20 protein-coding genes, 1 pseudogene and 1 riboswitch are annotated in these 26,227 nt (G+C 65.0%); of the genes and pseudogenes, 11 read left to right on the top strand and 10 right to left on the bottom strand.

The features are described from left to right. Nucleotides 1–34 precede the first annotated feature (34 nt). The 5 genes from BMYO_RS02980 to BMYO_RS02960 all read left to right on the top strand — a co-directional run bounded on the left by BMYO_RS02980 (nt 35) and on the right by BMYO_RS02960 (nt 5,744). A complete protein-coding gene (locus BMYO_RS02980; protein WP_169834036.1) occupies nt 35–1,003 on the top strand; it encodes an ABC transporter permease in 969 nt (322 codons plus the stop codon). Beyond that, on the top strand, nt 1,000–1,791 hold the full coding sequence (locus BMYO_RS02975; protein WP_094667098.1) for an ABC transporter ATP-binding protein: 792 nt from the start codon (nt 1,000–1,002) through the stop codon (nt 1,789–1,791). The genes BMYO_RS02980 and BMYO_RS02975 overlap by 4 nt, the downstream gene beginning before the upstream one ends. Before the next feature lie 281 nt (nt 1,792–2,072). After that, nucleotides 2,073–2,861, top strand: coding sequence for an ABC transporter ATP-binding protein (locus BMYO_RS02970; protein ID WP_094667186.1), 789 nt, complete (start codon nt 2,073–2,075; stop codon nt 2,859–2,861). 536 nt (nt 2,862–3,397) lie between these two features. After that, complete coding sequence (locus BMYO_RS02965) at nt 3,398–4,423, top strand: pyridoxal-phosphate dependent enzyme (RefSeq protein ID WP_094667097.1); 1,026 nt, start codon at nt 3,398–3,400, stop codon at nt 4,421–4,423. Nucleotides 4,424–4,559: 136 nt separating this feature from the next. Beyond that, a complete protein-coding gene (locus BMYO_RS02960) occupies nt 4,560–5,744 on the top strand; it encodes a cystathionine gamma-synthase (protein ID WP_094667096.1) in 1,185 nt (394 codons plus the stop codon). 126 nt (nt 5,745–5,870) lie between these two features. On the opposite strand, the gene BMYO_RS02955 is transcribed toward BMYO_RS02960, so the two are convergent. Further along, on the bottom strand, nt 5,871–7,538 hold the full coding sequence (locus BMYO_RS02955; protein ID WP_094667095.1) for a L,D-transpeptidase: 1,668 nt from the start codon (nt 7,536–7,538) through the stop codon (nt 5,871–5,873). A gap of 237 nt (nt 7,539–7,775) precedes the next feature. Here BMYO_RS02955 and recQ point away from each other — a divergent pair, with 237 nt between their 5' ends. From recQ to BMYO_RS02935, 4 genes are all read left to right on the top strand, one after another. Next, nucleotides 7,776–9,734, top strand: a complete 1,959-nt coding sequence (gene recQ, locus BMYO_RS02950; protein ID WP_094667094.1) for a DNA helicase RecQ — start codon at nt 7,776–7,778, stop codon at nt 9,732–9,734. A 282-nt stretch (nt 9,735–10,016) separates the two neighbouring features. Then, on the top strand, nt 10,017–10,751 hold the full coding sequence (locus tag BMYO_RS02945) for an ABC transporter ATP-binding protein (protein WP_420807287.1): 735 nt from the start codon (nt 10,017–10,019) through the stop codon (nt 10,749–10,751). Then, nucleotides 10,748–12,025 carry a COG1361 S-layer family protein gene (locus tag BMYO_RS02940; RefSeq protein ID WP_233428075.1) on the top strand — a complete coding sequence of 426 codons (1,278 nt, stop codon included), beginning with the start codon at nt 10,748–10,750 and terminating at the stop codon, nt 12,023–12,025. The genes BMYO_RS02945 and BMYO_RS02940 overlap by 4 nt, the downstream gene beginning before the upstream one ends. 15 nt (nt 12,026–12,040) lie before the next feature. After that, a complete protein-coding gene (locus tag BMYO_RS02935) occupies nt 12,041–13,540 on the top strand; it encodes an ABC transporter permease (protein ID WP_094667093.1) in 1,500 nt (499 codons plus the stop codon). A gap of 111 nt (nt 13,541–13,651) precedes the next feature. Here the strand turns inward: BMYO_RS02935 and metK are convergent, their stop codons facing one another. Together metK and rpoZ are read right to left on the bottom strand one after the other, a co-directional pair. Continuing rightward, nucleotides 13,652–14,875, bottom strand: a complete 1,224-nt coding sequence (gene metK, locus BMYO_RS02930; RefSeq protein WP_094667092.1) for a methionine adenosyltransferase — start codon at nt 14,873–14,875, stop codon at nt 13,652–13,654. After that, nucleotides 14,871–14,931: riboswitch (SAM riboswitch) on the bottom strand. (Overlaps the previous gene by 5 nt.) 221 nt (nt 14,932–15,152) lie before the next feature. After that, nucleotides 15,153–15,437 (bottom strand): DNA-directed RNA polymerase subunit omega, encoded by a 285-nt coding sequence (gene rpoZ / locus BMYO_RS02925; RefSeq protein WP_094667091.1) that lies wholly within the window; start codon nt 15,435–15,437, stop codon nt 15,153–15,155. Nucleotides 15,438–15,672: 235 nt separating this feature from the next. Here rpoZ and ilvD point away from each other — a divergent pair, with 235 nt between their 5' ends. Next, nucleotides 15,673–17,538 (top strand): dihydroxy-acid dehydratase, encoded by a 1,866-nt coding sequence (gene ilvD / locus BMYO_RS02920; protein ID WP_094667090.1) that lies wholly within the window; start codon nt 15,673–15,675, stop codon nt 17,536–17,538. Nucleotides 17,539–17,639: 101 nt separating this feature from the next. On the opposite strand, the gene BMYO_RS02915 is transcribed toward ilvD, so the two are convergent. The 4 genes from BMYO_RS02915 to BMYO_RS02900 all read right to left on the bottom strand — a co-directional run bounded on the left by BMYO_RS02915 (nt 17,640) and on the right by BMYO_RS02900 (nt 20,803). Then, nucleotides 17,640–18,047 (bottom strand): Fur family transcriptional regulator, encoded by a 408-nt coding sequence (locus BMYO_RS02915; RefSeq protein WP_094667089.1) that lies wholly within the window; start codon nt 18,045–18,047, stop codon nt 17,640–17,642. An 8-nt stretch (nt 18,048–18,055) separates the two neighbouring features. Continuing rightward, nucleotides 18,056–19,243: a 5-(carboxyamino)imidazole ribonucleotide synthase gene (purK, locus tag BMYO_RS02910; RefSeq protein WP_094667088.1), complete on the bottom strand. Its 1,188-nt coding sequence runs from the start codon at nt 19,241–19,243 to the stop codon at nt 18,056–18,058. After that, entirely contained in the window at nt 19,227–19,727 is a 501-nt protein-coding gene (gene purE / locus BMYO_RS02905) for a 5-(carboxyamino)imidazole ribonucleotide mutase (protein ID WP_169834030.1), read from the bottom strand. Before purE ends, purK begins: the two co-directional genes overlap by 17 nt. Nucleotides 19,728–19,810: 83 nt before the next feature. Beyond that, nucleotides 19,811–20,803, bottom strand: coding sequence for a zinc-binding dehydrogenase (locus tag BMYO_RS02900; RefSeq protein ID WP_094667086.1), 993 nt, complete (start codon nt 20,801–20,803; stop codon nt 19,811–19,813). Between the two features lie 331 nt (nt 20,804–21,134). Between BMYO_RS02900 and BMYO_RS02895 the strand changes: the two genes are divergently transcribed. Continuing rightward, entirely contained in the window at nt 21,135–23,654 is a 2,520-nt protein-coding gene (locus BMYO_RS02895) for a 1-deoxy-D-xylulose-5-phosphate synthase (protein WP_094667085.1), read from the top strand. A 72-nt stretch (nt 23,655–23,726) separates the two neighbouring features. Here the strand turns inward: BMYO_RS02895 and fmt are convergent, their stop codons facing one another. The 3 genes and pseudogenes from fmt to BMYO_RS02880 all read right to left on the bottom strand — a co-directional run. Next, entirely contained in the window at nt 23,727–24,689 is a 963-nt protein-coding gene (gene fmt, locus BMYO_RS02890) for a methionyl-tRNA formyltransferase (RefSeq protein ID WP_094667084.1), read from the bottom strand. Nucleotides 24,690–24,745: 56 nt separating this feature from the next. Then, nucleotides 24,746–25,450: an HAD family hydrolase gene (locus tag BMYO_RS02885; RefSeq protein ID WP_094667083.1), complete on the bottom strand. Its 705-nt coding sequence runs from the start codon at nt 25,448–25,450 to the stop codon at nt 24,746–24,748. Between the two features lie 103 nt (nt 25,451–25,553). After that, nucleotides 25,554–26,227: pseudogene (locus tag BMYO_RS02880) on the bottom strand (primosomal protein N'); the annotation flags it as partial.

Raw genomic sequence — 26,227 nt, 5'->3', positions numbered from 1 at the left:
TGCCCCCTCCACACCGGTCATCATCTTCAAGTCCATGTGGCGCCGCGGCGAAGGCCGATTCGCGCTGATTGTGCTGGCATTGTGGGTGCTGGTCGCCGCGATCTCGCTCGTCTGGACGCCGCAATCCCTGTGGGCCACCGACGGCTACCACGTCTGGGCCAAGCCGTCCGCCGACCACTGGCTCGGCACCGACGGCACCGGCTCGGACGTGTTCAGCTGGCTCATGGCCGGCTCTCGTACCAATCTGCTCATCGTGCTGCTTACCGTCGCGCTCTCCGCCGTATGGGGGCTTGCGCTGGTCGCCGCGATGGTGGCCCGCCACGCCGCGCTTTCCAATGCCACCGTTGTGGCGGTCGATGCGCTGATCTCCATCCCCACGGTGCTCGTGGCGCTGATTCTGGCGGTGCCGCTCGGCGCGTCGGTCACCGTGATCGTCATCGCCTGCGGATTCGGGTACGGACTCAATCTGGCGCGTGTGGCCCGGCCCGCCGCAGTGCTGGCCGCCCGCTCGTCCTACGTGGAATCGGCGCGGTCCAATGGCGCGAGCGGCTGGCGGGTGCTGACCAGCCACATCATCCCCAACATCCTTCCGGTGCTGGCCGTGCAGCTCTCGCTGTCGGCTGGCACGGCGGTGCTTGCCGAATCGGGCCTGACCTACCTCGGCATCGGCGTGCCCTCCGGCGTGCCGAGCTGGGGGCATTCGCTGGCCACCTCGGTCAAGCTCATCAATGTATTTCCTCTTACCGTGCTGTGGCCGGGTCTGATCGTCACGCTGGTTGTCGTGGCGTTGAACGTGTTCGGTGACGTGCTGCGCGACGCCATCGACCCGGTGTCCAACCCTGCGCTGCGGCTGCGGCAGGCGGGCGCTGTGGTACCCGCCGGGCACGGCGATGACGGCGACGGCGATGCCGATGGCATTGACAATGACGAGGCCGATACGGCACAGAGACGTGCCGAGGATGTGCCGGATACTGCGGTCATGACCGGAAGGAGCGCACGGTGAGCGTTGACATCCGTGGACTTGGCGTCGCCATCGGCGGTCGCGTGATCGTCTCCGACGTGGATCTGAGCATCGCCGACGGCGAGCGGGTGGGGCTCATCGGCTCCTCCGGCTCCGGCAAGTCGATGATTTCCAAGGCCATACTGGGACTGCTGCCGCAGAGCGCGACGGCGTCAGGTTCGATAACGCTGGGCGGCACCGAGGTAATCGGAGCGTCGGAACGCACACTCGCCGACCTTCGTGGCCGATACGTGGGCACGGTGTTCCAGAATCCGGCCGCATCGCTCAACCCGGTGATGACCGTGGGACAGCAGATCGCACTGCCGTTGCGGCTGCACTACGACCTCAGCAAGGCCGAACGGGCCGAACGCGTGGCGGCCATGCTCGACAAGGTCGGGCTACCGGGGGAGACGGCCGGCAAATACCCGCATGAGCTGTCCGGCGGACAGCAGCAGCGCGTCGGCATCGCTACGGCGCTCGTCACCTCGCCGCGCCTCATCATCGCCGACGAGCCGACCACGGCGCTTGACTCCATCACGCAGCGCCAGATAGTGGATTTGCTGACCTCGCTCGTGGACGGCGCGGGTGCGTCCTTGCTATTCATCACCCATGATTTCTCGGTGCTCGCCCGCGCCACGTCCCGATGCTATGTGTTGGACGCCGGACGTATTGTGGAGTCGGGGAATACGGCCGACCTGCTCGCCGCGCCGAAGACCGTCGAGACGCGACGGTTGGTCTCCGCAGCACGCAACCTGACGTTGCATGCCGGCATCGGGAAGGGGGTTCGATGACGCAGACGACTTTGTCCTCCGACCGGGAGAAGCGTCTTGGGCGCGAGACCGGAGACGATGCGGCCCGGACGCCTCTGGCGTCCTCGGCATCCTTGGTACGTCCGCCATCCCGGATCCTTCGGGGCCAACGGACGGACGACGGCCGGGCTTCCGGCTCCGAAAGGGAATCGGATTCCATGCCGCACACTGCCGATGCTGATGTTGATACCGATACCGGTGCCGGCGCAGAGCCGCCCCTGCTCACCGCGCGCAGCATCAACGCTTCGTTCGCGGCCCGCGACATGCATCGCGGCCTGTCGGGATTCGGCCGTGCCCCGCGCCGACAGGTGCTGTTCGATGTCTCCGCCGACGTGCAACCGGGGGAGTGCCTTGCGGTGATTGGCGCATCCGGGTCGGGCAAGACCACGTTCACCCGCATCTTGCTTGGTCTGGCCGCCGCAGACTCCGGGACCATCGTGTATCGCGGTGCCGAGGTGAGCCGGGGCTCGGCCGGGATGAAGGCCTTGCGTGCCGAGTCGTCCATCGTGTTCCAGGACCCGTACGGTTCGCTTGACCCGCGTTGGACGGTCGAGCGGTCGGTGTCCGAACCGTTGTGGTTGCGTCGGCGCGCGCTTGGCTTCGCGGCCGACGAGGTGGAGGGCAAGACCGTGCAGGCGCTGGCCCGCGTGGGACTCGACCCGCGCATGTTCCTTGGCCGCTACCCGTGCGACCTGTCCGGCGGGCAGGCCCAGCGCGTCGCCATCGCCCGCGCCATCGTCAACGAGCCGCGTGTGATTCTCGCCGACGAGCCGATGAGCGCCATCGACGTGGCCGCCCGCGTCCGGATTCTCGAGACCTTCCAGTCGATTCTCTCCGGTGAGGGCTCCCGAGTCCTTGACCCTGCCACCGGCCAGCCGATTCGTCCTGCCATCATCATGGTCTCCCATGATCTGGGCGTGGTGCAGCATATCGCCGACCGCATCGTCGTGCTGAATGAAGGCCGCGTGGTCGAGTCCGGACCTACGGCGGCTGTGCTCGGAGACCCTCAGTCCGACTACACCCGGCAACTCATCGCCGCCGCGTCGCTATAAACGGTGCGCTCATCGCCGCCGGCGTCATGTTCCGTCACGATATTGGCCATGCGTCGAGAGTACCGGGTTCGTGACCGGGCGGCGTGACCGGGCCGCCGGTGCGCCCGGGGCGACACGCGGAGGTCGTGGGCTGTGCTACGCTATGAAGCATGCAGTTCATCTCATGTTGTTGTCGCTAACCGACGCCCCAGGGCGAGCGGTCAGTGACGCATAACTTGAGATAGAGCATTCGAATCGCGGCGGTCGCCGCAGTTGTCTCCGATGAATCACGGTATGGAAGTGTTCCGTACCCGAAGCCATGGCGTATTATGGCGCATCGGTCGAGACGCACGCACAACGGATGGGAACCACCACCGGGCAAAACGGTGAAACGGCGAACGCCGCGCGGCAATCATCCTTGGCAGCCCAACGAATCCCACACGAATCTCAATCAACGGTCATCATCGCTCCTCCGCTCGCCGGGGACGTCGGTTCACGACAGTCAGCATGGACAATCAGTCGAAACCAATCACCCCGTACAGCAAAGGACCTCCATCATGACCATCCACAACAGCCTCGCGGAACTCATCGGCAACACCCCGCTCGTCAAGCTCAATCACATCCCGCAGTCGCTCGGCGTCAAGGCCACCATCGCCGTCAAGGTCGAATACTTCAACCCCGGCGGCTCCTCCAAGGACCGCATCGCCGAGCGCATCATCGACGCCGCCGAGAAGTCCGGACAGTTGAAGCCCGGCGGCGTGATCGTCGAGCCCACGTCCGGCAACACCGGCGTCGGACTGGCGCTCGTGGCCCAGCAGCGCGGCTACCGCACGATTTTCACCCTGCCGGACAAGGTTTCCGAATCCAAGCGTGCGGTGCTGCGCGCGTACGGCGCCGAAGTCATCGTGACCCCCACCGACGCCGGCCCGGACGACCCGCGCTCCTACTATCAGGTGGCCGAACGCCTCGCCAACGAGATTCCCGGCGGCTTCCGTCCGAACCAGTACGACAACCCGAACGGCCCGGAAAGCCACTACTACACCACCGGCCCGGAGATCTGGGAGGCCACCGACCACAAGGTCACGCACTTCGTGGCGGGCATCGGCACCGGCGGCACGATCTCCGGCACCGGCAAGTACCTGAAGGAGGCGTCGAACGGCGCGGTCAAGGTGATCGGCTCGGACCCGGAGGGCTCCATCTACTCAGCCGACTCGCTCGCCGAGGTCCACCAGTACGACATCGAGGGCGTGGGGGAGGACTTCTATCCCAAGGCCTTCGACCGCAACATCACCGACGACATCGTCAAGGTCAATGACGCCGAGGCCTTCGAGATGACCCGCAGGCTCGCGGGCGAGGAGGCGCTGCTGGTCGGCGGCTCGTCCGGCATGGCCGTGGCCAGCGCCATCAAGTACGCGCTCGCCAACGATCTGGACGAGAACCAGATCGTGGTGGTCCTGGCCCCCGATTCGGGCCGCAGCTACCTCGAGAAGATCTTCAACGACGACTGGATGCGCGCCAACGGATACGGCGACATCGTAGACCGGACCGCCAAGCCGTCGCTCGCCGCGCAGTATTTGGCCTGACCGGTCCCTCCCATAACCCATAACCGGTCATCAATAACACTGATACCCGCTGACGCCAACACGCCCATCCGTCATCAGTCCATCATCCATCCCTGAATTACCCTCGAATACGAACACACCGAAAGGAACCACCATCATGTCCGCTGAATACAACGCCAAGTTCGCCGATACCGCCCTCGCCACCCGTGCCATCCACGCCGGTCAGGAGCCGGATCCCACGACCGGCGCCGTCGTGATCCCGATCTTCGCCACCTCCACGTTCAAGCAGGACGGCGTGCTGGGCCTCAGGGGCGGACATGACTACTCGCGTTCCATCAACCCCACGCGCACCAGCTTCGACGAGCAGCTCGCGGCCGTCGAGGGCGCCAAGTACGCGCTGAGCTTCGCCTCCGGCCTCGCCGCCATCGACGTGCTGCTGCGTTCCACCATCCTGCCGGGAGACAATATCCTGCTCGGCAACGACGTGTACGGCGGCACCTACCGTCTGCTGGCCAAGGTGTTCGTGCCGTGGGGCGTGGGCCTCGACGTGGTGGACATCACCGACACGGCGGCCGTGGAGGCGGCGCTCGCCGCCAAGCCGTACAAGTACGTGTGGGTGGAGACCCCCTCCAACCCGCTGCTCAACATCACCGACATTGCCGCCACCGCCGAGGTGGCGCACAAGTACGGCACGAAGGTCGTGGTGGACAACACCTTCGCCTCGCCGGCCCTGCAGCACCCGCTCGCGGACGGTGCGGATGTGGTGGTCTACTCCACCACCAAGTACATCGGCGGCCACTCCGACGTGGTCGGCGGCGCCGTGGTCCTGAACGACGAGGAGATTCGCGAGAAGGTGGCGTTCCTGCAGAACGCGGCCGGTGCGGTGCCCTCCCCGTTCGATTCCTGGCTGGACATCCGCGGACTCAAGACCCTGGACCTGCGCGTCAAGCGTCACAGCGCCAACGCGCTCAAGGTGGCGCAATGGCTGGAATCCCAGCCCTCCGATGTGATCGAGCGCGTCTGGTACCCGGGCCTTGAATCCCACCCGGGCCATGAGATCGCCGCCCGACAGATGCACGGCGGCTTCGGCGGCATCGTCTCCGTGCAGCTTGCTGCCGGCGGCGAGGCGGCCAAGCGTTTCGTGGACCACACGCAGATCTTCACGCTGGCCGAATCGCTGGGTGGCGTGGAAAGCCTCATCGAGGTGCCCGCCGCCATGACCCATGCCTCCGTGGCCGGTACCACGCTGCAGGTGCCCGCGAACCTGGTGCGCATCTCGGTCGGCATCGAGAACGCCGACGACCTCATCGCCGACCTGCAGCAGGCGCTCGAGTGGATCTGATGCCGTGGCGGATGCGGGCGAGCGTTCCGCACAGGTTCGCATACGGTTCCTGAATACGAAGAATCCCGACACCGATGAGGTGCCGGGATTCCTTTTACGATGACCTGTGCGGTTGCTGTTATTGCATCACGCGCCGGTGTACGTGGTGGCATCCAGGCCGGCGGCGCGCAACGGCTCGCCGGAGGACGGGGTGGTGCCATCGACCACCACACGGGTGCCGAGCGGTGCGAAGTCGTACATCCACTTGGCGTCGGCCACCTGCATGTTGATGCAGCCGTGGGAGCCTGGGATGCCCTGCTGGACGTAAATCGGGTGCTCGCCCCACATGTACACGGGCACGCCATGCAACGCCTCGCTGCCGTTGTAGTAGGACACCCACGGGGTGCCGGACTGGGAGTAGCCGGGGCCGCTCATCGTCTGGGATTCGTATTTCAGGTACACGTAGAACGTTCCGGTGGCGGACAGCCGCGAACCGTCGGCCGTGTACTGGCCGGAGGCGATGTTGAACGTGGCGACCGGCGTGGTGCCGCGGTAGGCGGTGGCAGTCTGGTTCGTCAGATTCACATGCACCCACGGATCGCCATTGGCCACGTCGAAGTTGTGGGGGACCTCGACCTCCTTGACGTCATACGGGGTGTCCTTCACCGCCACGGCCGTATCGACCGGCTGGTTCTGCTCCAGGGCCTTGGCGATCTGCGCGGGGGCATCGCCCACGCCGGTCACCTCCACACCGTCCTGGCCCAGGGTCTTGTCGGCGCCGATGCGCTGGCCGCCCTCGGACTTCGGCGCGATGTACACCTCGCGGGTCACCTTCTCCTCGGTCAGTTCCTTGACCACGTCGGCGCTGGCGACGTATGTGCTGATGGCCTTATCGTCCACCTTGAGGCTGATCTCGCCCGTCTTGACATTGGTGGTCGGCTTGAGGAACGTGGCGATCTGCTCGGCCGGGATGGTAATGTTCCGGTCCTTCGTGTTGCCGAGGTTGATGGTCAGGCCCAGACGCGCGTTGGCGTCATCGCTGACCTGCTGGGCCGCGGCCGGGTCAACGACGTCCTTGCCGGTCTCCAGCTTCACGGCGACCGTGGTGTGCTCGCCCGGGTTGGCGACCGTCTGCTTCACGGCGGCGGTGATGGTCTGCGTGTTCGGCTGCTTGCCATCCTTGCCGGCGACGACTTCGAACTGCTGGGAGCCCTTGTTGTAGCTCACGGAGGTCAGCTGCACGCGGTCGGCCTCGTCCACCAGACCATCGGTCACGTACTGTTCGGCCGTGGCGTTGTCCGTGCTGGCGGCAAGCGCCACATGCGGCTGGTCGAAGATGTTGAGCTTGGCGAAATCACCGGTCTTGGCGTTGAGCAGGGCGTCCACCGTCTTGGACGTGTCCACGGACACACCCAGATCGCTCAGGGAGGCCTTGGCGGTCTTGCCGTCCGCAGTGAAGCTCACCACCGTGTTCTTCACCTGCTGGTTGACGGTGTCGGTGAGCTCGTCCTTGGTCTGTCCCATCACGGACACGTTGCCCAGATGCACGCCGGGCGCGGCCTTGTCCTGGAAGTACCAGCGGCCGATGAAGAAGTAGGCGATAAGCGCGGCGAGCAGCACCGCGAGCACGGCGAAGAGCACCACGAGTCCGGTCCTGTTGCGGCGCTTCGCATGGGTCATACGGGACCTGCGCTTACGGGTATCGGCCGCATCCGTATCGGCGGTAGTCCTCGGCATGCCGTCAAAACCCACGGGACGCAGCACTGTGGTCTGCTCGTCGTTCGGGCGTGGGAATGAAGTTGTTACGTCGGTCATATCCACCTTATTCTTTGCACATTCTGCACATCATATTGCGGGAAAGATACACTACTCCCTTTCCCCTTGTCTGCATAGTAATACGGCCGGGCTACCGCATTCCTCGCCACTGCGCCCGTTGCGCCGCCGGCGCAACCGTTTGTGACCAACCTCACGCGGCGCAGGGCGACGTGGTGGCCTCCGGGCCGGGACGCTCGGCATCCCCTCGGCCCGACGGCGTCGCTACACTGGTCAACTATGACAGCACAGGATGCATTGGGGGCGCTCAAACGGTATTTCGGCTACGATTCGTTCCGGCCGGGGCAGCAGGGGATCGTCGAATCGCTGCTCGCCGGGCGCGACGTACTCGGCGTCATGCCTACCGGCGCCGGCAAATCCGTGTGCTATCAGGTGCCCGCCGCCTTGTTGCCGGGCGTCACGATCGTCATCTCCCCGCTCATCTCCCTGATGCGCGATCAGGTGGATGCGCTGAACGATCTGGGGCTGCCGGCCGCGTTCGTCAACACCACCCAGACCCCGGACGAGCAGTCGATGGTGTTTGCCCAGGCCGCCGCGGGTGAGGTGAAACTGCTGTACGTCGCCCCGGAACGTTTGGAGACGGGACGGTTCCGCGACTTCGCCTCCCGCACGCCGATCGCGCTTGTGGCCGTGGACGAGGCGCACTGCGTCTCCCAGTGGGGGCAGGACTTCCGTTCGTCGTATCTCGGCATCGGCGACTTCATCGCCTCCCTGCCGAGCCGTCCGCCGGTGGGCGCGTTCACGGCGACCGCCACCGAACGGGTGCGCCGGGATATCGTGGGGATGCTGGGACTGCGCGATCCCTCCGTCACCGTCACCGGATTCGACCGGCCGAACCTGTACTTCGACGTGGTCAAGCTGGAGACCAAGTACAAGGCCGCCTGGGTGGCCCGCTACGTGGCCGATCACGCGGACGAATCCGGCATCGTCTACTGCGCCACCCGCAAGGAGACGGAGGCGCTCGCGGCCACGCTCAACCAGATGGGGCATCCGGCCGTGGCCTATCACGGCGGCATGGCCCCCGACGTACGCGAACGGGCCCAGCGCGACTTCATCACCGATCGGATGCCGGTGGTCGTCGCCACGAACGCCTTCGGCATGGGCATCGACAAATCCAATGTGCGGTTTGTGATCCACCACAACATGCCCGAATCCATCGAAGCCTACTACCAGGAGGCTGGACGCGCCGGACGCGACGGCGAGCCCAGCCGATGCACGCTGCTGTGGAACGAATCGGATATCGTCACCCGGCGTCGTCTACTGGACAACGACTACGACAACGAACGGCTCACGCCCGAGGAGCAGGAGATTGTGCGCCAGTCCAAGCGCAGACTGCTGGACGGCATGGTCGGATACTGCCGTACCACTGAATGCCTGCACCGGTACATGACGCGGTATTTCGGGCAGGAGCTCACGCCGGCGGGCGCGGCGAACGGGACGGCCGGGGCCGCCGAGAGCACCTGCGGAGCCTGCTCGAACTGCGAAAGCACGTTCGAGACCATCGACGTGACCCGCGTGGCCCAGGCCATCAGCCGGTGCGTGCATGACGTGAACCAGCGGGTCGGGTCGGGCAAGATCGTGAAGATCCTGCGCGGCTCCAAGGCGCAGGACCTCGCGTGGCTCAATCCGGAACAGATGCCCACCTTCGGTATGCTCAAGGACGTGAACGAGGCGCGTATCCGCGACGTGCTCAGCCAGATGGCCACGGACGGCTATCTGGCCATCGCCGAAGGGCGTCTGCCGATCGTCATGTTCGGTCGTCGCGCCGTCGAGACGGCACAGCCGGACTTCCACTATGAGATCAAGCGGGTGGAGCGCAAGGCCGGCGGGACGGGCGGCTCCGGGCGTTGCGGCGGCAACGGGGCTGGCAATGGCACCGGGAACGCCGGATTCGCCGGCGCGGTATCCGACGGCGACGGTCGGGCGCTGGGCTCCTACATCCCGGACGACGAGGACGAGGCGCTGTTCCAGAAGCTGCGCGAACTGCGCCGCACCATCGCGCAGGAGATCGGCAAGCCGCCGTACATCGTCTTCTCGGACAAGACCCTGCGCGACATGGCCCGTATCAAGCCGGTCACCGACGCCCAGTTCCTCGCCGTCAACGGTGTGGGCCAGCACAAGCTCGACCTGTACGGCAAGCGGTTCATGGAGGCGGTCGCCGCGTTCGATGCCGGGTGAACCGGCGACTCGCCCACCCCTATTGGCACCCGACCGGCATCAGGGAACACCCCTAATGGGTGCGCAACCTGAACGTTCGCACTAGACTCACTGGAAGAAGTGTGATTCGCGTCACCGCGATGCAACGGTCGTGAGAGGTGCGGTCACGCGCGCAGCGCTCGCCAATGGCGACGAACGAGAGAGAAGGTGCCCGTGCCTCGATCAGACAGTCCCGCCGGCATATCCGGCGATCCGCCCGTTGGCGGCCACATCGGCGGTTCCGCCGGCCGTCCCATCATCGAAGTGAGGAACCTGCGCAAGGAATACCCCGTCGAGGACGAGACGGTGGTGGCGCTGGACCGCGTGAACCTTGCGATTCCGCAGGGGCAGATCTGCTGCATCTTCGGCGAATCCGGCTCCGGCAAATCCACGCTGCTCAACCAGCTGGCCGGCATGGAGAAGCCGACCCGTGGTGGCGTACGCATCGGGGGAGTGCCGGTCAGCCGTCTCGACGAGCGCGAGCTCGCCGCATTCCGCCAGAAGCATCTCGGATTCGTGTTCCAGTCGTACAACCTGCTGCCGAACCTCACCGCCGTCGAGAACGTGGCGATGCCGCTCATGTTCCGCGGCGTGCCTAGGGAACAGCGGGAGCGGGCGGCCCGCGGCGTGCTCAAGCGCGTGGGATTGGGCCATCGCCTGAGCCACTATCCGCGTCAGATGTCCGGTGGACAGCAACAGCGCGTCGGCATCGCGCGTGCATTCGTGACCAAGCCGGAAGTGGTGTTCGCCGACGAGCCCACCGGCAACCTCGATTCCAAGACCAAGGCCGAGGTCATGGACATGATCTGCTCGTTCGCACGAGATTTCAACCAGACCATCGTGCTGGTCACGCACGACCCGCAGATGGCCTCGTACGCCGACCGCATCGTCACGTTGTTCGATGGGCGGATCATCGATGACCGCTCCAACACCGCCCATTCCGATTATTCCGACCATTCCCACCGTTTCAACGCCGCAGTCCAAGGAGTCGACCGATGAAGCACCTCACCAATCGCATGTTCGCCGTCATCACGGCATTGCTCGCCATCCTCGCGCTGGCGTTTGCCGTCGTCTCCCTGCCGCATCCGGCATACGCCGAGGATGGCAATGCCTCCGCACAGACCTCGGACGGCGGCGGTGCCGCGCCGGTGGCCGGCCCCGTGCCGAACATCATCGTCACCAACTTCACGTACGGCGGCGATTCGGTGGCCGCCGGCTCCAAATTCGACTTGGCCTTCACCTTCCAGAACATGGGGCAGGTCGCCGTCTCGAACATGGTGGTCACGGTCGATGGCGGCGAGAGCTTCGCCATCGCCGGCGGCACCAACACCTTCTACGTGGATGCGCTGTGGGCCGGATACTCGTTGACCCAAAGTCTGCCCATGCAGGCCGTCTCCTCGGCCAAAAGCGGCGCACAGCCCATCACCGTGAGCTTCCGATACGAGTATGTGGACTCCGGCTCACGCTCCTCGAACCAGTCCGACATCAAGATCTCCGTGCCGGTCAGCCAGCCCGACCGCTTCGAAATCGGCGAACCGGCACTGCCGGATCAGGCCTTCGCAGGCGAGGAGACCACGGTCACGATGGAATACGTGAACAAGGGCAAGGGCGACATCTCCAATGTCGAGGCCACGATGGAGGGTGAGGGCTTCGACGCCACGATGAAGACCCAGTACGTGGGCAATGTGGCCTCCGGCGCCACCGGCTCGATCGGCTACGCCTTCACGCCGCAGTCCTCGGGCGAGCTCGACGCCAAGCTCAAGATCACCTATGAGGACTCGGACGGGCAGACCAAGACCAAGGAATTCCCGGTCAAGCTCGCTGTGAGCGAGCAGATGCCGGTGACCGACCCCACGATGGACCCCGCGATCAATCAGACCGTCGATCAGGGCCTGCCGTGGTGGGTCTGGGTCGTGGCGGCGGTGGTCGCGGCCGGTGTGATCGTGGCGATCGTGGTGCTGGTCCGCCGCCGTCGCAGCAAGAAGGCCAAGGACGATATCGATGAGGAATGGGATGACTGGTCTGGGAACTCCGGCGCGTCCGGTGCCTCCGGTTCCATGGCTGGCGATGCCGCATCCGGTGTTGCCGGTGGCACCGGCGCGGGCGCCGGCACGGGGACTGCGGACGCCACCGCCACCGAGATCATCGACTCCGGCAAGGCGGCGCTGGGCGGAGGTGCCGCCGTCTCCGGCAGGACCGAAGCCGCCGCGCCGGGCGCCGACGGCGGCAAACGGGCCGGAGGGTTCCGCGCAGCCGCCTCGCATAAGGCCTGACGGAAAGGCCATGCCATGCGATTCGGCGATATCCTGCGGCTCTGCCGCCAGAACCTATGGAGACGCAAATCACGCACGATTCTGACCGTGCTCGGCGTGATCGTCGGCTGCTGCTCCATCGTGCTCATGATCTCCCTCGGTCAGGGCATCAACGAGCAGAACGAGAAGATGCTCAAGCAGATGGGCGATCTCTCCATCGTCACCGTCTACACCTCCGGCGGCGGCAGGACGAACACCGGTGCCGGCACCACCGAGGTCAAGCTGGACGACAAGGCCCTCGAGAGCTTCCGTTCGCTGGGCAACGTCTCCGGTGTGACGCCGGTGATGAACCTGCCGTACAACGCCACGCTCAAGGCTGGTTCGGGCGGACGGTACGTGGCCGACTTCGTGCAGGTCATGGGCATCGACATGACGCAGTTCGACCAGATGGGCTACAAGATCAAGGACGGCTCCATGCCGGTCCGCGATGGTCAGGTCTTGGCCGGCGAGTGGCTGGCGTACGACTTCATGGACACCCTGCGCGGCGGCGAGATGCGGTACGCCAACCGCGGCGACGGCTCGTATTCCTGCACGTATAACGAGGCCACTGGCCAGTGCGAGGAGCCCGAGGATCAGGACCCGTATTTCGATCCGATGAAGACCCAGCTCACGCTGGTCACCGGCACCGATTACCAGGGCAGCTCCTACAGCATGCAGATGATGGGCGGCGGTTCCGGGAGCGGCACGGGCTCCCAGTCGGAGACCGTCACCGTGGACCTCACCGTCTCCGGCATTACCAAGGCGGACCAGAGCAAGGGATACTCCACCTCCAGCGGATTGGTCATGGACCTGAAGGACCTGAAGGCGCTGATCGCCAAAGTGGACCCGTCCACGGCCAAGAAGACCTCGACCACCTACGATCAGGTGTTCGTCAAGGCCTCGGATCTCTCGTCCGTGCCCGAGGTGGAATCGCAGATCAAGGCGATGGGCTTCGACACCTCGTCCTACGAGGACATGCGCAAGTCGCTGGAGGAGCAGTCGAGGGCCATCCAGCTCATCCTCGGCGGCATCGGCGCGGTGTCCCTGCTGGTGGCGGCCATCGGCATCGCCAACACGATGGTCATGTCCGTGACCGAACGCACGCGCGAGATCGGCATCATGAAGGCGCTCGGCTGCTATGTGCGCGACATCCGCGTGATGTTCCTCACCGAGGCCGGGGCGATCGGCTTCTTCGGCGGACTGGTGGGATGCATATTGAGCGGTCTGATATCGCTGGCCATCAATCTCGTCGGCATGACGTATCTTTCATCGATGTACATGGGCAGTTCGGGCGACGCCGCATCCCTCTCGTTCGGGGAACGCTTCTGGCAGGCGCTGGCGGGCGGCGAGGACGTGACCCGCTATTCGGTGATCCCGTGGTGGCTGTTCCTCTTCGCCATCCTCTTCTCGACGCTGATCGGCGTTATCTTCGGCTTCGGACCCGCCAACAAGGCGGTGAAGATTCCCGCGCTGGACGCCATCAAGAACAGCGAGTGATGCTTGCGACAATGATGGGGTCGCCTGTCCAAGAAGACAGACGACCCCATCATCAGCAATCAATCGGCATGGGTGCCGCCGCCGATAACCCGTATCGGTCGGCGTCCATGCTCACTGCTCGGCGATAGCGGCCTTGAGCTCGCCCACACGGTTCGTGCGCTCCCACGGGAACTCCACGTCGGTGCGGCCGAAGTGGCCGTAGGCGGCGGTCTTCAGGTAGATCGGGCGTTTGAGGTCGAGTTCGTCGATGATGGCGGCCGGGCGCAGATCGAACACCTTGCGCACCGCAGCGGCGATCTGGCCGCGCGTCACGCCGTCACGCTCCGTGCCGAACGTCTCCACGTTGATGGAGACCGGGTCGGCCACGCCGATCGCGTAGGCTACCTGGACCTCGGCCTTGTGGGCAAGTCCGGCGGCCACGATGTTCTTGGCGACCCAGCGCGTGGCGTAGGCTGCGGAACGGTCGACCTTCGACGGGTCCTTGCCGGAGAACGCGCCACCGCCGTGATGGGCCGCGCCGCCGTAGGTGTCCACGATGATCTTGCGGCCGGTCAGACCGGCGTCGGCGGCCGGGCCACCCAGCACGAAGGAACCGGTCGGGTTCACCAGCTGGCGGTACCCCTCGTACGGCACTTTGTCGCCCAGCACGTCCTTGAGCACCGGGTCGATGACGTGGTCCTTGAGCTGCGCCTCGAGCCACGCATGGCTGGCCTCGGGATCGTGCTGGGTCGAGATCAGCACGGTGTCGAGGCGTACGGGCTTGTCGTTGTCGTCGTACTCGATGGTCACCTGGGTCTTGCCGTCCGGGCGCAGGTGCGGCACCTCGCCGGACTTGCGCACTTGGGTGAGGCGGTAGGCGAGACGATGCGCCAGATAGATGGGCAGCGGCATAAGCACCGGGGTTTCGTCGGTGGCGTAGCCGAACATCACGCCCTGATCGCCGGCGCCCTGCGCCTCGTAGCGCTGTTCGCGGCTCGCGGCCGATTCCTCGGCGGCGTTCAGACGGCTGACGCCCTGGTTGATTTCGGCGCTCTGGCCGGTGATGGCCACGATCACGCCGCAGGAGTCGGCGTCAAGGCCGACTTCGGAAGAGGTATAGCCGATGTTGCGCAGGGTCTCACGCACCTTGGCCTGCACGTCGCAGTAGCCTTCGGACGTGACCTCGCCGAAGACCAGGAACACGCCGGTGGCCGCCGAGGTCTCCACGGCCACATGGCTGGTGGGGTCCTGGGCCAGCAGATCGTCGAGAATGGCGTCGGAGATTTGGTCGCAGACCTTGTCGGGGTGGCCTTCGGTCACGGATTCGGCGGAGATAAGCCGCTTTTCTTCTGTCATATCATCCCTTTCGTAGGACTTATCGCCCCGCGTCGGACGCGAAGCACAATGATACGGTGTCGGCGATATTGAGTTATCAGATATGTGCCTGTCACTGTGGAGAGGACATACGAAAGGGCTCGTGCCAACCAGCGCGGTGGCGCGAGCCCTTATAGCGTGTTCGCTCCTGAAGTCGATTTATAGCCGTTGGACGCGGCTCAGGCAAGTGTGTTGTCTGAATTCGGTCCGTGGCGAACATCTCGGGAGCGGGGCGAATGCAGAGCGAAGTCAGATCAGATCAGTTGCCCTCGTTGGTGTCGTCCTCGCCCAGGGTCTCCTCAAGCAGACCCTCGTCGATCTCGCGGAAGGCGATGGACAGCGGCTTCTCGTTGTTCTGGTATTCGACCAGCGGGCCGACGTTCTGCAGCAGGCCCTCATTGAGCTGGGTGAAGTAGGAGTTGATCTGACGGGCGCGCTTGGCCGCGAAAATGGCCAGCGCGTACTTGGAATCGGCGTGCTGCATGAGGTCGTCGATCGGCGGGTTCGCAAGACCAGTGGGATGCGGGTCGGTGCCAAAAGCCATGATGCTTATCTCCAGACTTGGAAAAATCTATCTCAACCGAAGCAAGTGTAGCCGTCCGTGGGGACACCGTGGGGATGCCGGGCAGAGGCCGCCGGATGCGGCGGTCGGTCGGAAGCCCGGCGGATTCGGCGAATTATCGTGCCAAGCGCCGACCTCGCCAACGTTACGTTTTCGAAAATTCCATAATGTGACTCTTGACAAAACCCGTGTCCCGCGCAAGGGCTTGAATGGAACCATGACTGAAATGCGATCTGCAAAACTCATGTCCGGCCGCGTCTTCGCAGGCGCGCGTGCCCTCTACCGCGCCGCTGGCGTCAGCGGCGACGATATGGGCAAGAAGCCCATCATCGCCATCGCCAACTCCTTCGACGAGTTCCTCCCCGGCCACGTCCACCTCAACAAGGTGGGCCGCATCGTTTCCGAAGCCATCAAGGAGGCTGGCGGCATCCCCCGCGAGTTCAACACGATGGCCGTGGACGACGGCATCGCCATGGGCCACACCGGCATGCTCTACTCCCTGCCTTCCCGCGATATCATCGCCGATACCGTGGAATACCAGTGCAATGCGCACTGCGCCGATGCCCTGATTTGCATCCCGAACTGCGACAAGGTGGTTCCGGGCATGCTCATGGCCGCCCTGCGTCTCAACATCCCGACCGTGTTCGTTTCCGGCGGCCCGATGGAGGCCGGCACCACGGTGCTCGCCGACGGCACCGTCAAGAAGAACACCGACCTCATCTCCGTGATGTACGCCTCCGCCGACGATAGCGTCTCCGAGGAGGACCTGCTCAACTACGAGAAGACCGTGTGCCCGACCTGCGGTTCCTGCGCCGGCATGTTCACCGCCAACTCGATGAACTGCCTGACCGAGGCCATCGGTCTGGCCCTGCCGGGCAACGGCACGATCCTCGCCTCCCACGGTTTCCGCAAGGAGCTGTTCCGCAAGGCCGCGCGCCAGGTCGTCAAGATCGCCAACCAGTACTACAAGGACGACGACGATTCCGTGCTGCCGCGCTCCATCGCCACCAAGGAGGCGTTCGAGAACGCCATGACCATGGACGTGGCCATGGGCGGTTCCACGAACACCGTGCTGCACATTCTGGCCATGGCGCAGTCCGCTGACGTGGACTTCACCCTGGACGACATCGAGCGCATCTCCCACACCGTGCCCTGCATCTGCAAGGCCGCGCCTTCCGGCAAGTGGGAGATCTCCGACGTGCACCGCGCGGGCGGCATCTGCGGCATCCTCGGTGAGCTCGATCGCGCCGGCAAGCTGCACAGGAACGTCCATTCCATCGATTACCCGACGCTCGAGGACAAGCTCGCCGACTGGGACATCATGCGCGACACCTGCACCGAAGAGGCCAAGACCATGTACCACGCGGCGCCGGGCCACATCATCTCCCCGGAACCGTGGACCCATGAGACCCTGTTCGACTCGCTCGACACCGACCGCGTGAACGGTGCCATCCACGACATCGACCACCCGGAGATCCACGAGGGCGGTCTCGCCGTGCTGCGCGGCAACCTCGCCCCCGACGGTTGCGTGGTGAAGACCGCCGGCGTGCCGCAGGAGATCTGGAAGTTCCGTGGACCGGCCCTGGTGGTCGAGTCCCAGGAGGAGGCCATCAAGGTCATCCTCGACGACACGCTGAAGCCCGGCATGGCTCTGGTGATCCGTTACGAAGGCCCGAAGGGCGGCCCGGGCATGCAGGAGATGCTGTACCCGACCTCCTTCGTCAAGGGCAAGGGCATCGGCAAGCAGGTGGCCATGCTCACCGACGGTCGCTACTCCGGTGGCTCGTCCGGTCTGGCCATCGGCCACATGGCCCCCGAGGCCGCGAACAAGGGCCCGGTGGCGCTCATCAAGAACGGCGACATCATCGACATCGACATCGAGGCCCGTTCCGTGAACGTCGAACTGACCGACGAGCAGCTGGCCGAGCGCCGTCGCGAGCTCGAGGCCGGCGACGGCTACGTGGCGCACCGCGACCGCAAGGTCTCGCAGGCCCTCAAGGCCTATGCCGCCTTCGCCCGTTCCGCCGACAAGGGCGCCACCAGAGACCCGGATCTGATTAACAAGCTTTCCGGCCTCGCCTGATGTGCTGCGAGCCGGCGGCTCAAGGTAAGTCAAGGTAAGTAGAGTGAAGGGCGGTCTCCGTATGTCGGAGACCGCCCTTCACTCATATCCGGCTGCTGCGCTCAGTCTTTTGCCTGCTCCGCCTTACGGCAGTCGGCGCACAGGCCGAAGACCTCGAGCGTGTGCGATTCCACGGTGAACCCGTGGCTTTCGGCCACCTTGCGCAGCCAGGTCTCGCTTGGCGGGTCGATTTCGACGGTCTTGCCGCAATTGCGGCACACCAGATGATGGTGATGTCCGTCGTCGCCGCACAGGCGGAATAGCTGCTGCCCGTCAAGCCGGATGGTGTCCGCGGCGCCTGCGTCGGCCAAGGCGTTGAGCTGGCGGTATACGGTGGCCAGCCCGATTCGGGACCCAGCGTCCTGCATGCGACGGTGCAGCTCCTGCGCGGAGATGAACTCGTCGCATGCCGCCAAAGCCGCGTGGATGGCATCCTTCTGTTTGGTCTGACGTTCGATATGTTCAGCCATACAGACGGTCACGCCCTCTTCTCGTACGGCTTCAGATCATCCCAGCAGCCGGTGGCCTCGAGCTCGGCGACGGTACGGGCGGTGTCGTCCGTGAGCACGGTGATATGGCCCATCTTGCGGTTGTGCCGTACCTGGGCCTTGCCGTAGTCGTGCACGTTCCACTCCGGATGCTGGCCGATGAGCGCGCGCGTGGGGGCCACATGCTGGCCGAGCACGTTGACCATCACAGCCGGGCTCAGCAGCCGGGGCTGGATGAGCGGCCAGCCGGCGATGCCACGGATATGCGCGTCGAACTGGTCGATCGAGCAGGCCTCGATGGTGTAGTGGCCGGAGTTATGCGGGCGCGGGGCGAGCTCGTTGACGATCACGCGGTCGTCTTTGGTCACGAACAGCTCGATGGCGAGCGTTCCGGCCAGTTCGAATCCCTTGGCCAGCGCCAGGGCCATCGCATGCGCGGTCCGGGCGATTTCCGGACGCACCTCGGCCGGGGCGATGGTCATATGCAGGATGTTGTTGCGGTGGTCGTTGCGCACGATAGGGAAGGTCACATAATCCTTGCCGTTGCCGGACACGAGGATGGACGCCTCGAACGCGAAATCCACGAAGCCCTCGAGGATCGAGGGAGGGAAGCCGCCGCCGCGGTCGCCGCGCGCGCGGATCTTCTCCAGATCGGCATCGTTCCTCAGCACATGCTGGCCGTGGCCGTCGTAGCCGCCGGAACGCGTCTTGAGCACACACGGGTAGTGCAGCTCGTCGATGGCGGCCTCGAGCTCGTCGAAGTCGTTGACCTCACGCCACGGCGCGGTCTCGATGCCGTGCTGGTTGATGAACGTCTTCTCGTTGATGCGGTCCTGCGTCACGCGCAACAGGTCGGTGCCCTGCGGAGCGGCCACCAGATGACGCACCTCATCGATGGACTCGGCGTCCACGTTCTCGAACTCATAGGTGAGCACGTCGGATTTCTCCGCCAGATCGTGGATGGCGGTCTTGTCGTCGTATTCGCCGACGATCTGGAAATCCGCCACCTGCGCGGTCGGGCAATCCGGGGTCGGGTCGAGCACGCCGATGCGGAAGCCCATGTATTTGGCGGACAGGGCCATCATGCGGCCGAGCTGGCCGCCGCCGATGATGCCGATTGTGGCGCCCGGCTGCAGCATCTGCACAGCGCCGTGGGTTTCCTCAAACAAGCTGGGCATTGGATTCGGCCACCTTCTCCTTCAGCGAGTTGCGGTAATCCTCGAGCTTGTCGGCCAGCTCCGGTTCGAACGCGGACAGCATCTGCACGGCGAGCAGACCGGCGTTGGTGGCGCCGGAATTGCCGACTGCGGTGGTGGCCACCGGGATGCCACCGGGCATCTGCACGATGGACAGCAGCGAATCCCAGCCGGAGAGCGCATGCGAACGCACCGGCACGCCGATCACCGGCAGCGTGGTCTGGGCGGCGATCATGCCCGGCAGATGGGCCGCGCCGCCGGCGCCGGCGATGATCACCTTCAGGCCGTTCTTGCGCGCGTTATGCGCGAAATCGGCCATCAGCTCCGGTGTGCGGTGCGCGGAGATGACCTGCTTGTGGTATGCGACGCCGAATTGGTCGAGGATGTTGCAGGCGAGCTTCATGGTCTCCCAGTCGCTGGCCGAGCCCATGACCACGGCGACTTCAGGCTTGGATTCGTTTGCCATTATCATTTACTCCCTAGTTATTGAGAATATGGCCCACTGTACTCCGCTCTTGCGAAGAGTCGGCAAGCGTGATTCTTCGTGCGTTACAGCTCGATGACGATCTTGCCGAACACGTCGCCGGCGTCGAGCTTGGCGAAGGCCTGGGGTGCGGCGTCGAGCCCGGCGAACGTCGAATCGATGGTCGGGTGGAGGTTGGCGTGTTCGACGAACCGCAGCAGTCTGGCGAAATCCTCCCGCGAGCCCATCGTGTTGCCCTGCACACGGATGTCCTGGAAGAACACTCGCGTCAGCTCGGCACCGGGCTGGTCCCCGGTGGTCGCCCCGCAGACGGCGATAGTGCCGCCGGGGCGCACGGATTTGACCGAATGCGACCAGGTGGCCGCTCCCACGGATTCGATGACCGCATCCACTTTACGCGGCAACCGTGCGCCGGCCTCGAAGGCCGCGTCCGCGCCGACCGCCAGCGCGCGCTCGCGTTTGGCCTGGTCCCGCGAAGTGACGAACACCTCAAGCCCGGCCGCATGGGCCAGCTGGATGGCCGCCGTGGACACGCCGCCGCCGGCGCCTTGGACGAGCACCGTGTCACCGGGCTTGACGTTCGCCGAGGTGAAGATCAGGGAATAGGCGGTCAGCCAGCTCGTGCCGAGCGTCGCCGCCTCGGCCATGGTCAGGTTCGCGGGCTTGGCGAACACGTTGGCGGAGGGCACGGCGACATGCTCGGCCATCGTGCCGGGGTACTTCTCGGAGAGGATCGTGCGGCGCTCGCCGGGGGCCACGCCTGCGCCGTCGGTGCCGATGAAGGTGTAGAGCACCACCTCGTTGCCGGCCTTGAGTCCATGCTTGCCGGGGATGTCCTCGTCCAGAACGCCTGCGCCGTCGGTGCCGAGGATCATCGGCGTCTGTTCTGCGGACAGTCCCACGCCTCTGAGCGACCAGAGGTCGTGATGGTTCACACTGGCCGCACGCACCGAAATCGTGGACCAGTACGGGCGTGGTGCGGGTTCGGGGCGGTCGCCCACAGCCAACGCGGCGAGCGGGTTGGCGGAATCGACGGTGGATGCGTATACGGCCTTCATGATGAGCTCCTTCGCTGGTATGGGCGCGAATCGCCTGATGCGGTTCGACCGGCATGGTCCGGGCGGTGCGGCCTGTTGGTCTCGGACCGCGTGACACGGCCGCGTGACACGGTCCGGACGACACGGACCGGGTGGCATGGTCCGGGTAACACGGTCCGGGTAACACGGTCCGGACGGATGCGTCGGCGTAATGTTCCGGCTCAATTATCGCACCGATGGCTGCCCGATATACGGAGATGTTGGGGGTATTGACGACTCCATCGCATGCCTGAAGGCATCGAACAGTAGGATTACGCCTTCGGAAAGGCTAGTGGAGGGGAGTTCGACGGGTATGAATGGCATGATGACGGGAGCTTCCGAATCACTTGATTCCGATGCGCTGCTGCGTTCCATAGCCGGCCCGGCCGACGTCAAGAGGTTGTCGGACGTCGAAGTGCATGAACTCTGCCGTCAGATTCGCAGCACGCTGCTGCGCTATGGTCATCTTCACGGTGGCCATATCGGCTCGAACCTCGGCATGGTGGAGGCCACGGTGGCGCTGCACCGGGTGTTCGACTCGCCGCGCGACCGCATCGTTTTCGACGTGTCCCACCAGAGCTACGTGCACAAGATGCTCACCGGACGGGCGGCGGCGTATCTGGATGCCGACCGGTTCGGCGAGGTCACCGGGTTCACGAATCCCGGGGAGAGCGAACATGACCAGTTCGTGCTCGGTCATACCGGCACGTCCATCTCGCTGGCGTGCGGTCTGGCCAAAACCCGCGATATGGAGGGCGAGGCGAGCGGCATCGGCAACGTGGTGGCGATCATCGGCGACGGTTCGCTGAGCTCCGGCGTGGCGTTCGAGGGATTGAACAACGCGGCCGAACAGGGCGGTAACCTCATCGTCATCGTCAACGACAACGAGATGTCCATCGCCGGTGATTTCGGTGGTATGTACGGCCCTCTCGCGCGGCTGCGCGCTTCCGGCGGCACCGCCCAGCCCAATCTGTTCGAGGCGTTCGGATTCGAGTACCGGTATGTCGGGCGCGGCAACGATGTGGACGCCCTGACCGCGGCGTTCCGCGAGGTCAAGGACATCGATCATCCGGTGGTGGTGCATATCCACACGCTCAAGGGGGCGGGCTATCCCGACTGTGGTTGTGGTTGCGGCCGGGACGCCGGTTTGTCCGTGCCGTCCGAGCGGTCGGATGATGCGAGCCAAGAGGGATGTGGAATGCACGGCGCGAACCGGGAGGGGCGCGGAATGCCTGGTGCGAACCGGGAGGGGCGTGGAATACACGGCGCTATCGAACGGGACGATTCCTCGTGTCGGAACGCGGCCCCGGAGTCTTCGGCCTCCGATGCGGGCGTGCGCCCGGCATGCAACGTGTCCCACACCGAACCGTGGCATTCCGATCACTGCAACCTGTCCGACCATGATCCGCACGAGGGTCAGTGCGAGGCCTCCCATTGGCAGAATCCCGACGCCGCGCTCGGCCGACCGGACGACCCGCGCAAGCATTACGGCAAACTGGCCATGGCGGCGCTTGAGCCACGATTCGCCAATGAGCCTGGTCTGGTGGTTATTTCGCCGGCCACTCCCGGCTCCAACGGCATCACCCATGAGTTCCGCGAACGGGCTGGAGCCCATTACGTAGACACCGGCATCACCGAATCGCATGCCGTCGCGTTTGCAGCGGGCATCGCCCGCGCCGGCGGAACCCCGGTGGTGGCCACCACCGCATCGTTCTTCCAGCGGGCCTACGATCAGTTCTTCCAGGAGATGAGCCTGAACCGCTCGCGGGTGACCGTGCTCGATTTCCTAGGTGGCCTGTCCGGCTCGGACAACACCCATTCCGGCGCGTACGACGTCATGATGTTCGCCAATATCCCGGGTGTGACGATGCTGGCGCCGACGTCACAGGCTGATTTTCTGGCCGATCTCGCCTGGGCCACGATGCCGGACGATCACGATGATGGAGCGCGGAAGCCTGATGATCGGCCCCGCTTCTCCGCGACCGAAGGGCGCAACATTGCCGATGCGCAGGGCGGCATCGGTGGAGGCGCCTTTGCGTATGACCATGCCGGCGAGCGGAAGCGGTCGGAACAGACTCGGTCGTGCGAGGGCGCTTCTGCCGGCTGTGGTGGTCTGGTAGCCCCGCCGGATGGTCCCGTGGTGATTCGTGTGCCGGGCGAGCCGATTCTGGCCGCCGAGCGCGATGCGTCGTTGCTGCCGTTGACCGGTGGCCGGCCCTCGCCGCAAGTCGTTTCGGGTGATACCGCGACGCCTGATGATGTGAATTGCGACTCGTCGCGACAGTTGCACCCGTTGCACTCATCAGGGAATCATTCGGAAGCTTTGTCTATCGGTCAGATGTCTGATCCACTGGCGTGGCGTGTGACGCATGCCGGTTCCCGCGTGGCGATCATCGGTCTGGGCAACACGTATCCGCTGGCCGAACGCACGGCAGCCGCGTTGATGCATGATCGTTCGGTCGCCGCCGGCGGGCGTCGTACGGATGCGGGAGAGGATACGGCGTCGGGACACGGCCCTTCCGGCGCATCGCTGAACGTCACGGTCATCGACCCGCGGCAATGCAGTTCGCTGGACGTTGCGGCGCTGGAATCGTTGCGAGAGGACCACGAGCTGGTCGTCACGCTGGAGGACGGCCAGCTTGAAGGCGGCTGGGGCGAGAAGGTGACCGCGTATTACGCGAACCACCGCATTGACGGCGCCCGGACCCCGCGCGTGCTGAACTTTGGCGCCGATAAGGAGTTCACCGACCGTGTCTCCTTGGCCGACCTCAATGAACGCTATGGACTTACGGTGACGCATCTCGTCAAGGTCATTCGTGCCGCGCTCGTATAGCGGATGATTGTCGTGGTCCGGCGTGCGAGCCGGTCAGCTCGCACGCAGTGCGTCCGTAATTGCAGGAAGGGCCTACCGCAGGTGGGCGGTGGGGGAGAGCCGGGCGCCTCGGGCCCAATCGGCGGCGCGCATGGCTTTCTTGCCCTGCGCCTTGACCTCAATCAGCTCCAGTGCCTCGGTTCCGGTGCCGACCCAGACATTCCGCTTACCCACGCTGATCGCGCCGGGCTCCAGACCGGTCGGCGTGTTCGGATTGGACTGATCCGCCGGTTGCGCGGCGAGGATATGCAAGGTGATGGCATCGTCCGACTTCCCGGCCTGCAGCTCGGTCCATGCGCCGGGGTGAGGCGTGCATGCGCGAATCTGACGGTCGATGGCCTGTGCCGCATCGGTCCACGAAATCCGGGCGTCCTCGACGGAGATCTTGTGAGCGTATTCCAGCCCATCGGCGGGCTGCGGGGTGAATGTGGCTGTGCCGTCACCCACCGCGGCCAGCGCATCCACATACATGGGCGCGCCTTCGTGGGCCAGCCGTTCCAGCAGTTCGCCGGAGGTTTCACGGCCGGTCAGGGGAATCGTCATCGAGGCGACGATCGGACCATCGTCCAATCCCTCGCCCACCTTGAACACGTCGGCGCCGGTGGTGGGGTCGCCCGCCCAGATCGCCCGCTGCGCCGGCGCGGCACCGCGCCACTTCGGCAGATTGGAGAAATGCAGGTTGTACCAGCCCATCGGCACCGCATCCAACACCGTTTTGGGCAGGATGTTACCGTACGCGATCACCGCGGCGATATCCGCATTGAGCGCGCGCAAGGACTCTAGGAATTCGGGGGAGCGCGGCTTGGCGTCGATGACCGGCAGACCCAGTTCCAATGCCGTGGCTTTGACCGGGCTCGGCGTGAGCCTGCGTCCACGACCAGTAGGCGCATCCGGGCGGGTGATCACGCCGACCACCTCGAAGCGCGGGTCGTCGGTGAAGGCCTTCAGCGAGGGCACCGCCACATCGGGCGTGCCCGCGAACACCAGTCTGAGCATAATCCTCCTTATCAATTGGTCTGATGAAGCGCCCCGTATATGGGGGTATTTCTGCCTTACCGCACGTTCGGGATGTCGAGGCCGTTGGCGATGAGCAGTTGACGCAGCTTGACCGGATCCTTGAACCGGGTGCCGCGGATGCCGGCCGCATTCGCGCCGACGATGTTCATGGCCTTATCGTCGATGAACAGCGCGCCATCGGCTTTGATACCGAACTGCTTGAGCGCCGCCTCGTAGATCTCCTTGTGCGGCTTGCGCAGGTGCACGAAGCCGGAGACGAGCTTGCCGTCCAGCTGCTGGAGGATGTCGCACTGCTCCTCGGCGATGTGGAACGAACCGGCCTCCCAGTTGCTTAGACCCCATACGCCGATGCCTGCGGCCTTGAGATCGTTGACCAGTACGCGGGCACCGGGCACGATGCCGGTCAGGGAATCACGGAAGTTGGCCATGTAATACTGGAGGATGTCCGCCCACTTGTCCCCCTTGCGTTCGCGCATGATGGCGATCGCCTCTTCGGGGGCGGTGCCTCCGTCCATGAGGTCGTTGATGTCGTAGAACCCGGAGATGTCGTTGTCCAGGAACTGTTCGATGGTTGTGCTGCTATAACGAGGGATGAGCGCCGCCGCCGGGTCCCAGTAGATCAGCACATTGCCGAAGTCGAAGATCACATCGGTGATCGGCTTGCCGGCATTCGCCGCCGCCTCGCCGTCCGCGACCAGCACGTCGTACTCCATATCCGGTTCACCGGGCCAACCCTTCATAGCTTCCTCCTTTGGTTCGGTGTGTGTCCTATTCCATGCTTCCATGCGTAGGCGACGATTGGATCAGGCGATTGGACAGTCGAATGGCCCATTCGTCAGATCGTCAGATCAGATCCTTGGGGTCCACCCGGAACCGCAGTTCGCCCGCCTCCCTGGCGGCCACATGCCGCGCGGTCTCCCGGTGCAGACGGATCGCCAGCTCGGCTCGGGACCGCTGCGGAACCCGCACCACGGCCTTGACCCGGTCCGCGGTGGCTTCGAGTTCGCGGGCGTCCACGGTGTCCGGCTGCGCGATGGGCACCGGCCCGAGCATGCCGGGCATGTCGTCGCAGACGGACCAGTCTCCGCCAAGAGCGCCGATGCGTTGCATCAGTGTCATCACGGCATCACGACGCCCCCATACGCAGCCCGCGGCCACCGCCGGTGGCATGCCGGTCTCGACTCGCTCCTCCATATCCTTGGCGGCAAGTATCCGCGAATCCCAGAGCATCAGCGATTGGGCGATGGCGGGATCGGTCTCGCCCAGAATCAGGGCCTGGCCTCCGCGCGATCGGGGCGCGCACAGTGAGACGGCCCGCATCCATGCCGTCAGTGTGTCGAGTCTGGCATCCACCCCCAACGCGTACAGGCTGGTCCAAGCGTCCAGTATGGCCACCGCACGGTATTCGTGGCCGGCTGCGCCCTGTTCTGTGCTGACGGGCCGTACGCGAGGTTCGAANNCAATTCCGGCGGACAGGATCGACGGCCCAGATATAGCGGCCATCGAGGCTGTCGCAG

It is taken from the genome of Bifidobacterium myosotis (genome assembly GCF_002259745.1).
Taxonomy (GTDB): domain Bacteria; phylum Actinomycetota; class Actinomycetes; order Actinomycetales; family Bifidobacteriaceae; genus Bifidobacterium; species Bifidobacterium myosotis.
This window is presented reverse-complemented; position numbering and strand designations above follow the sequence as displayed.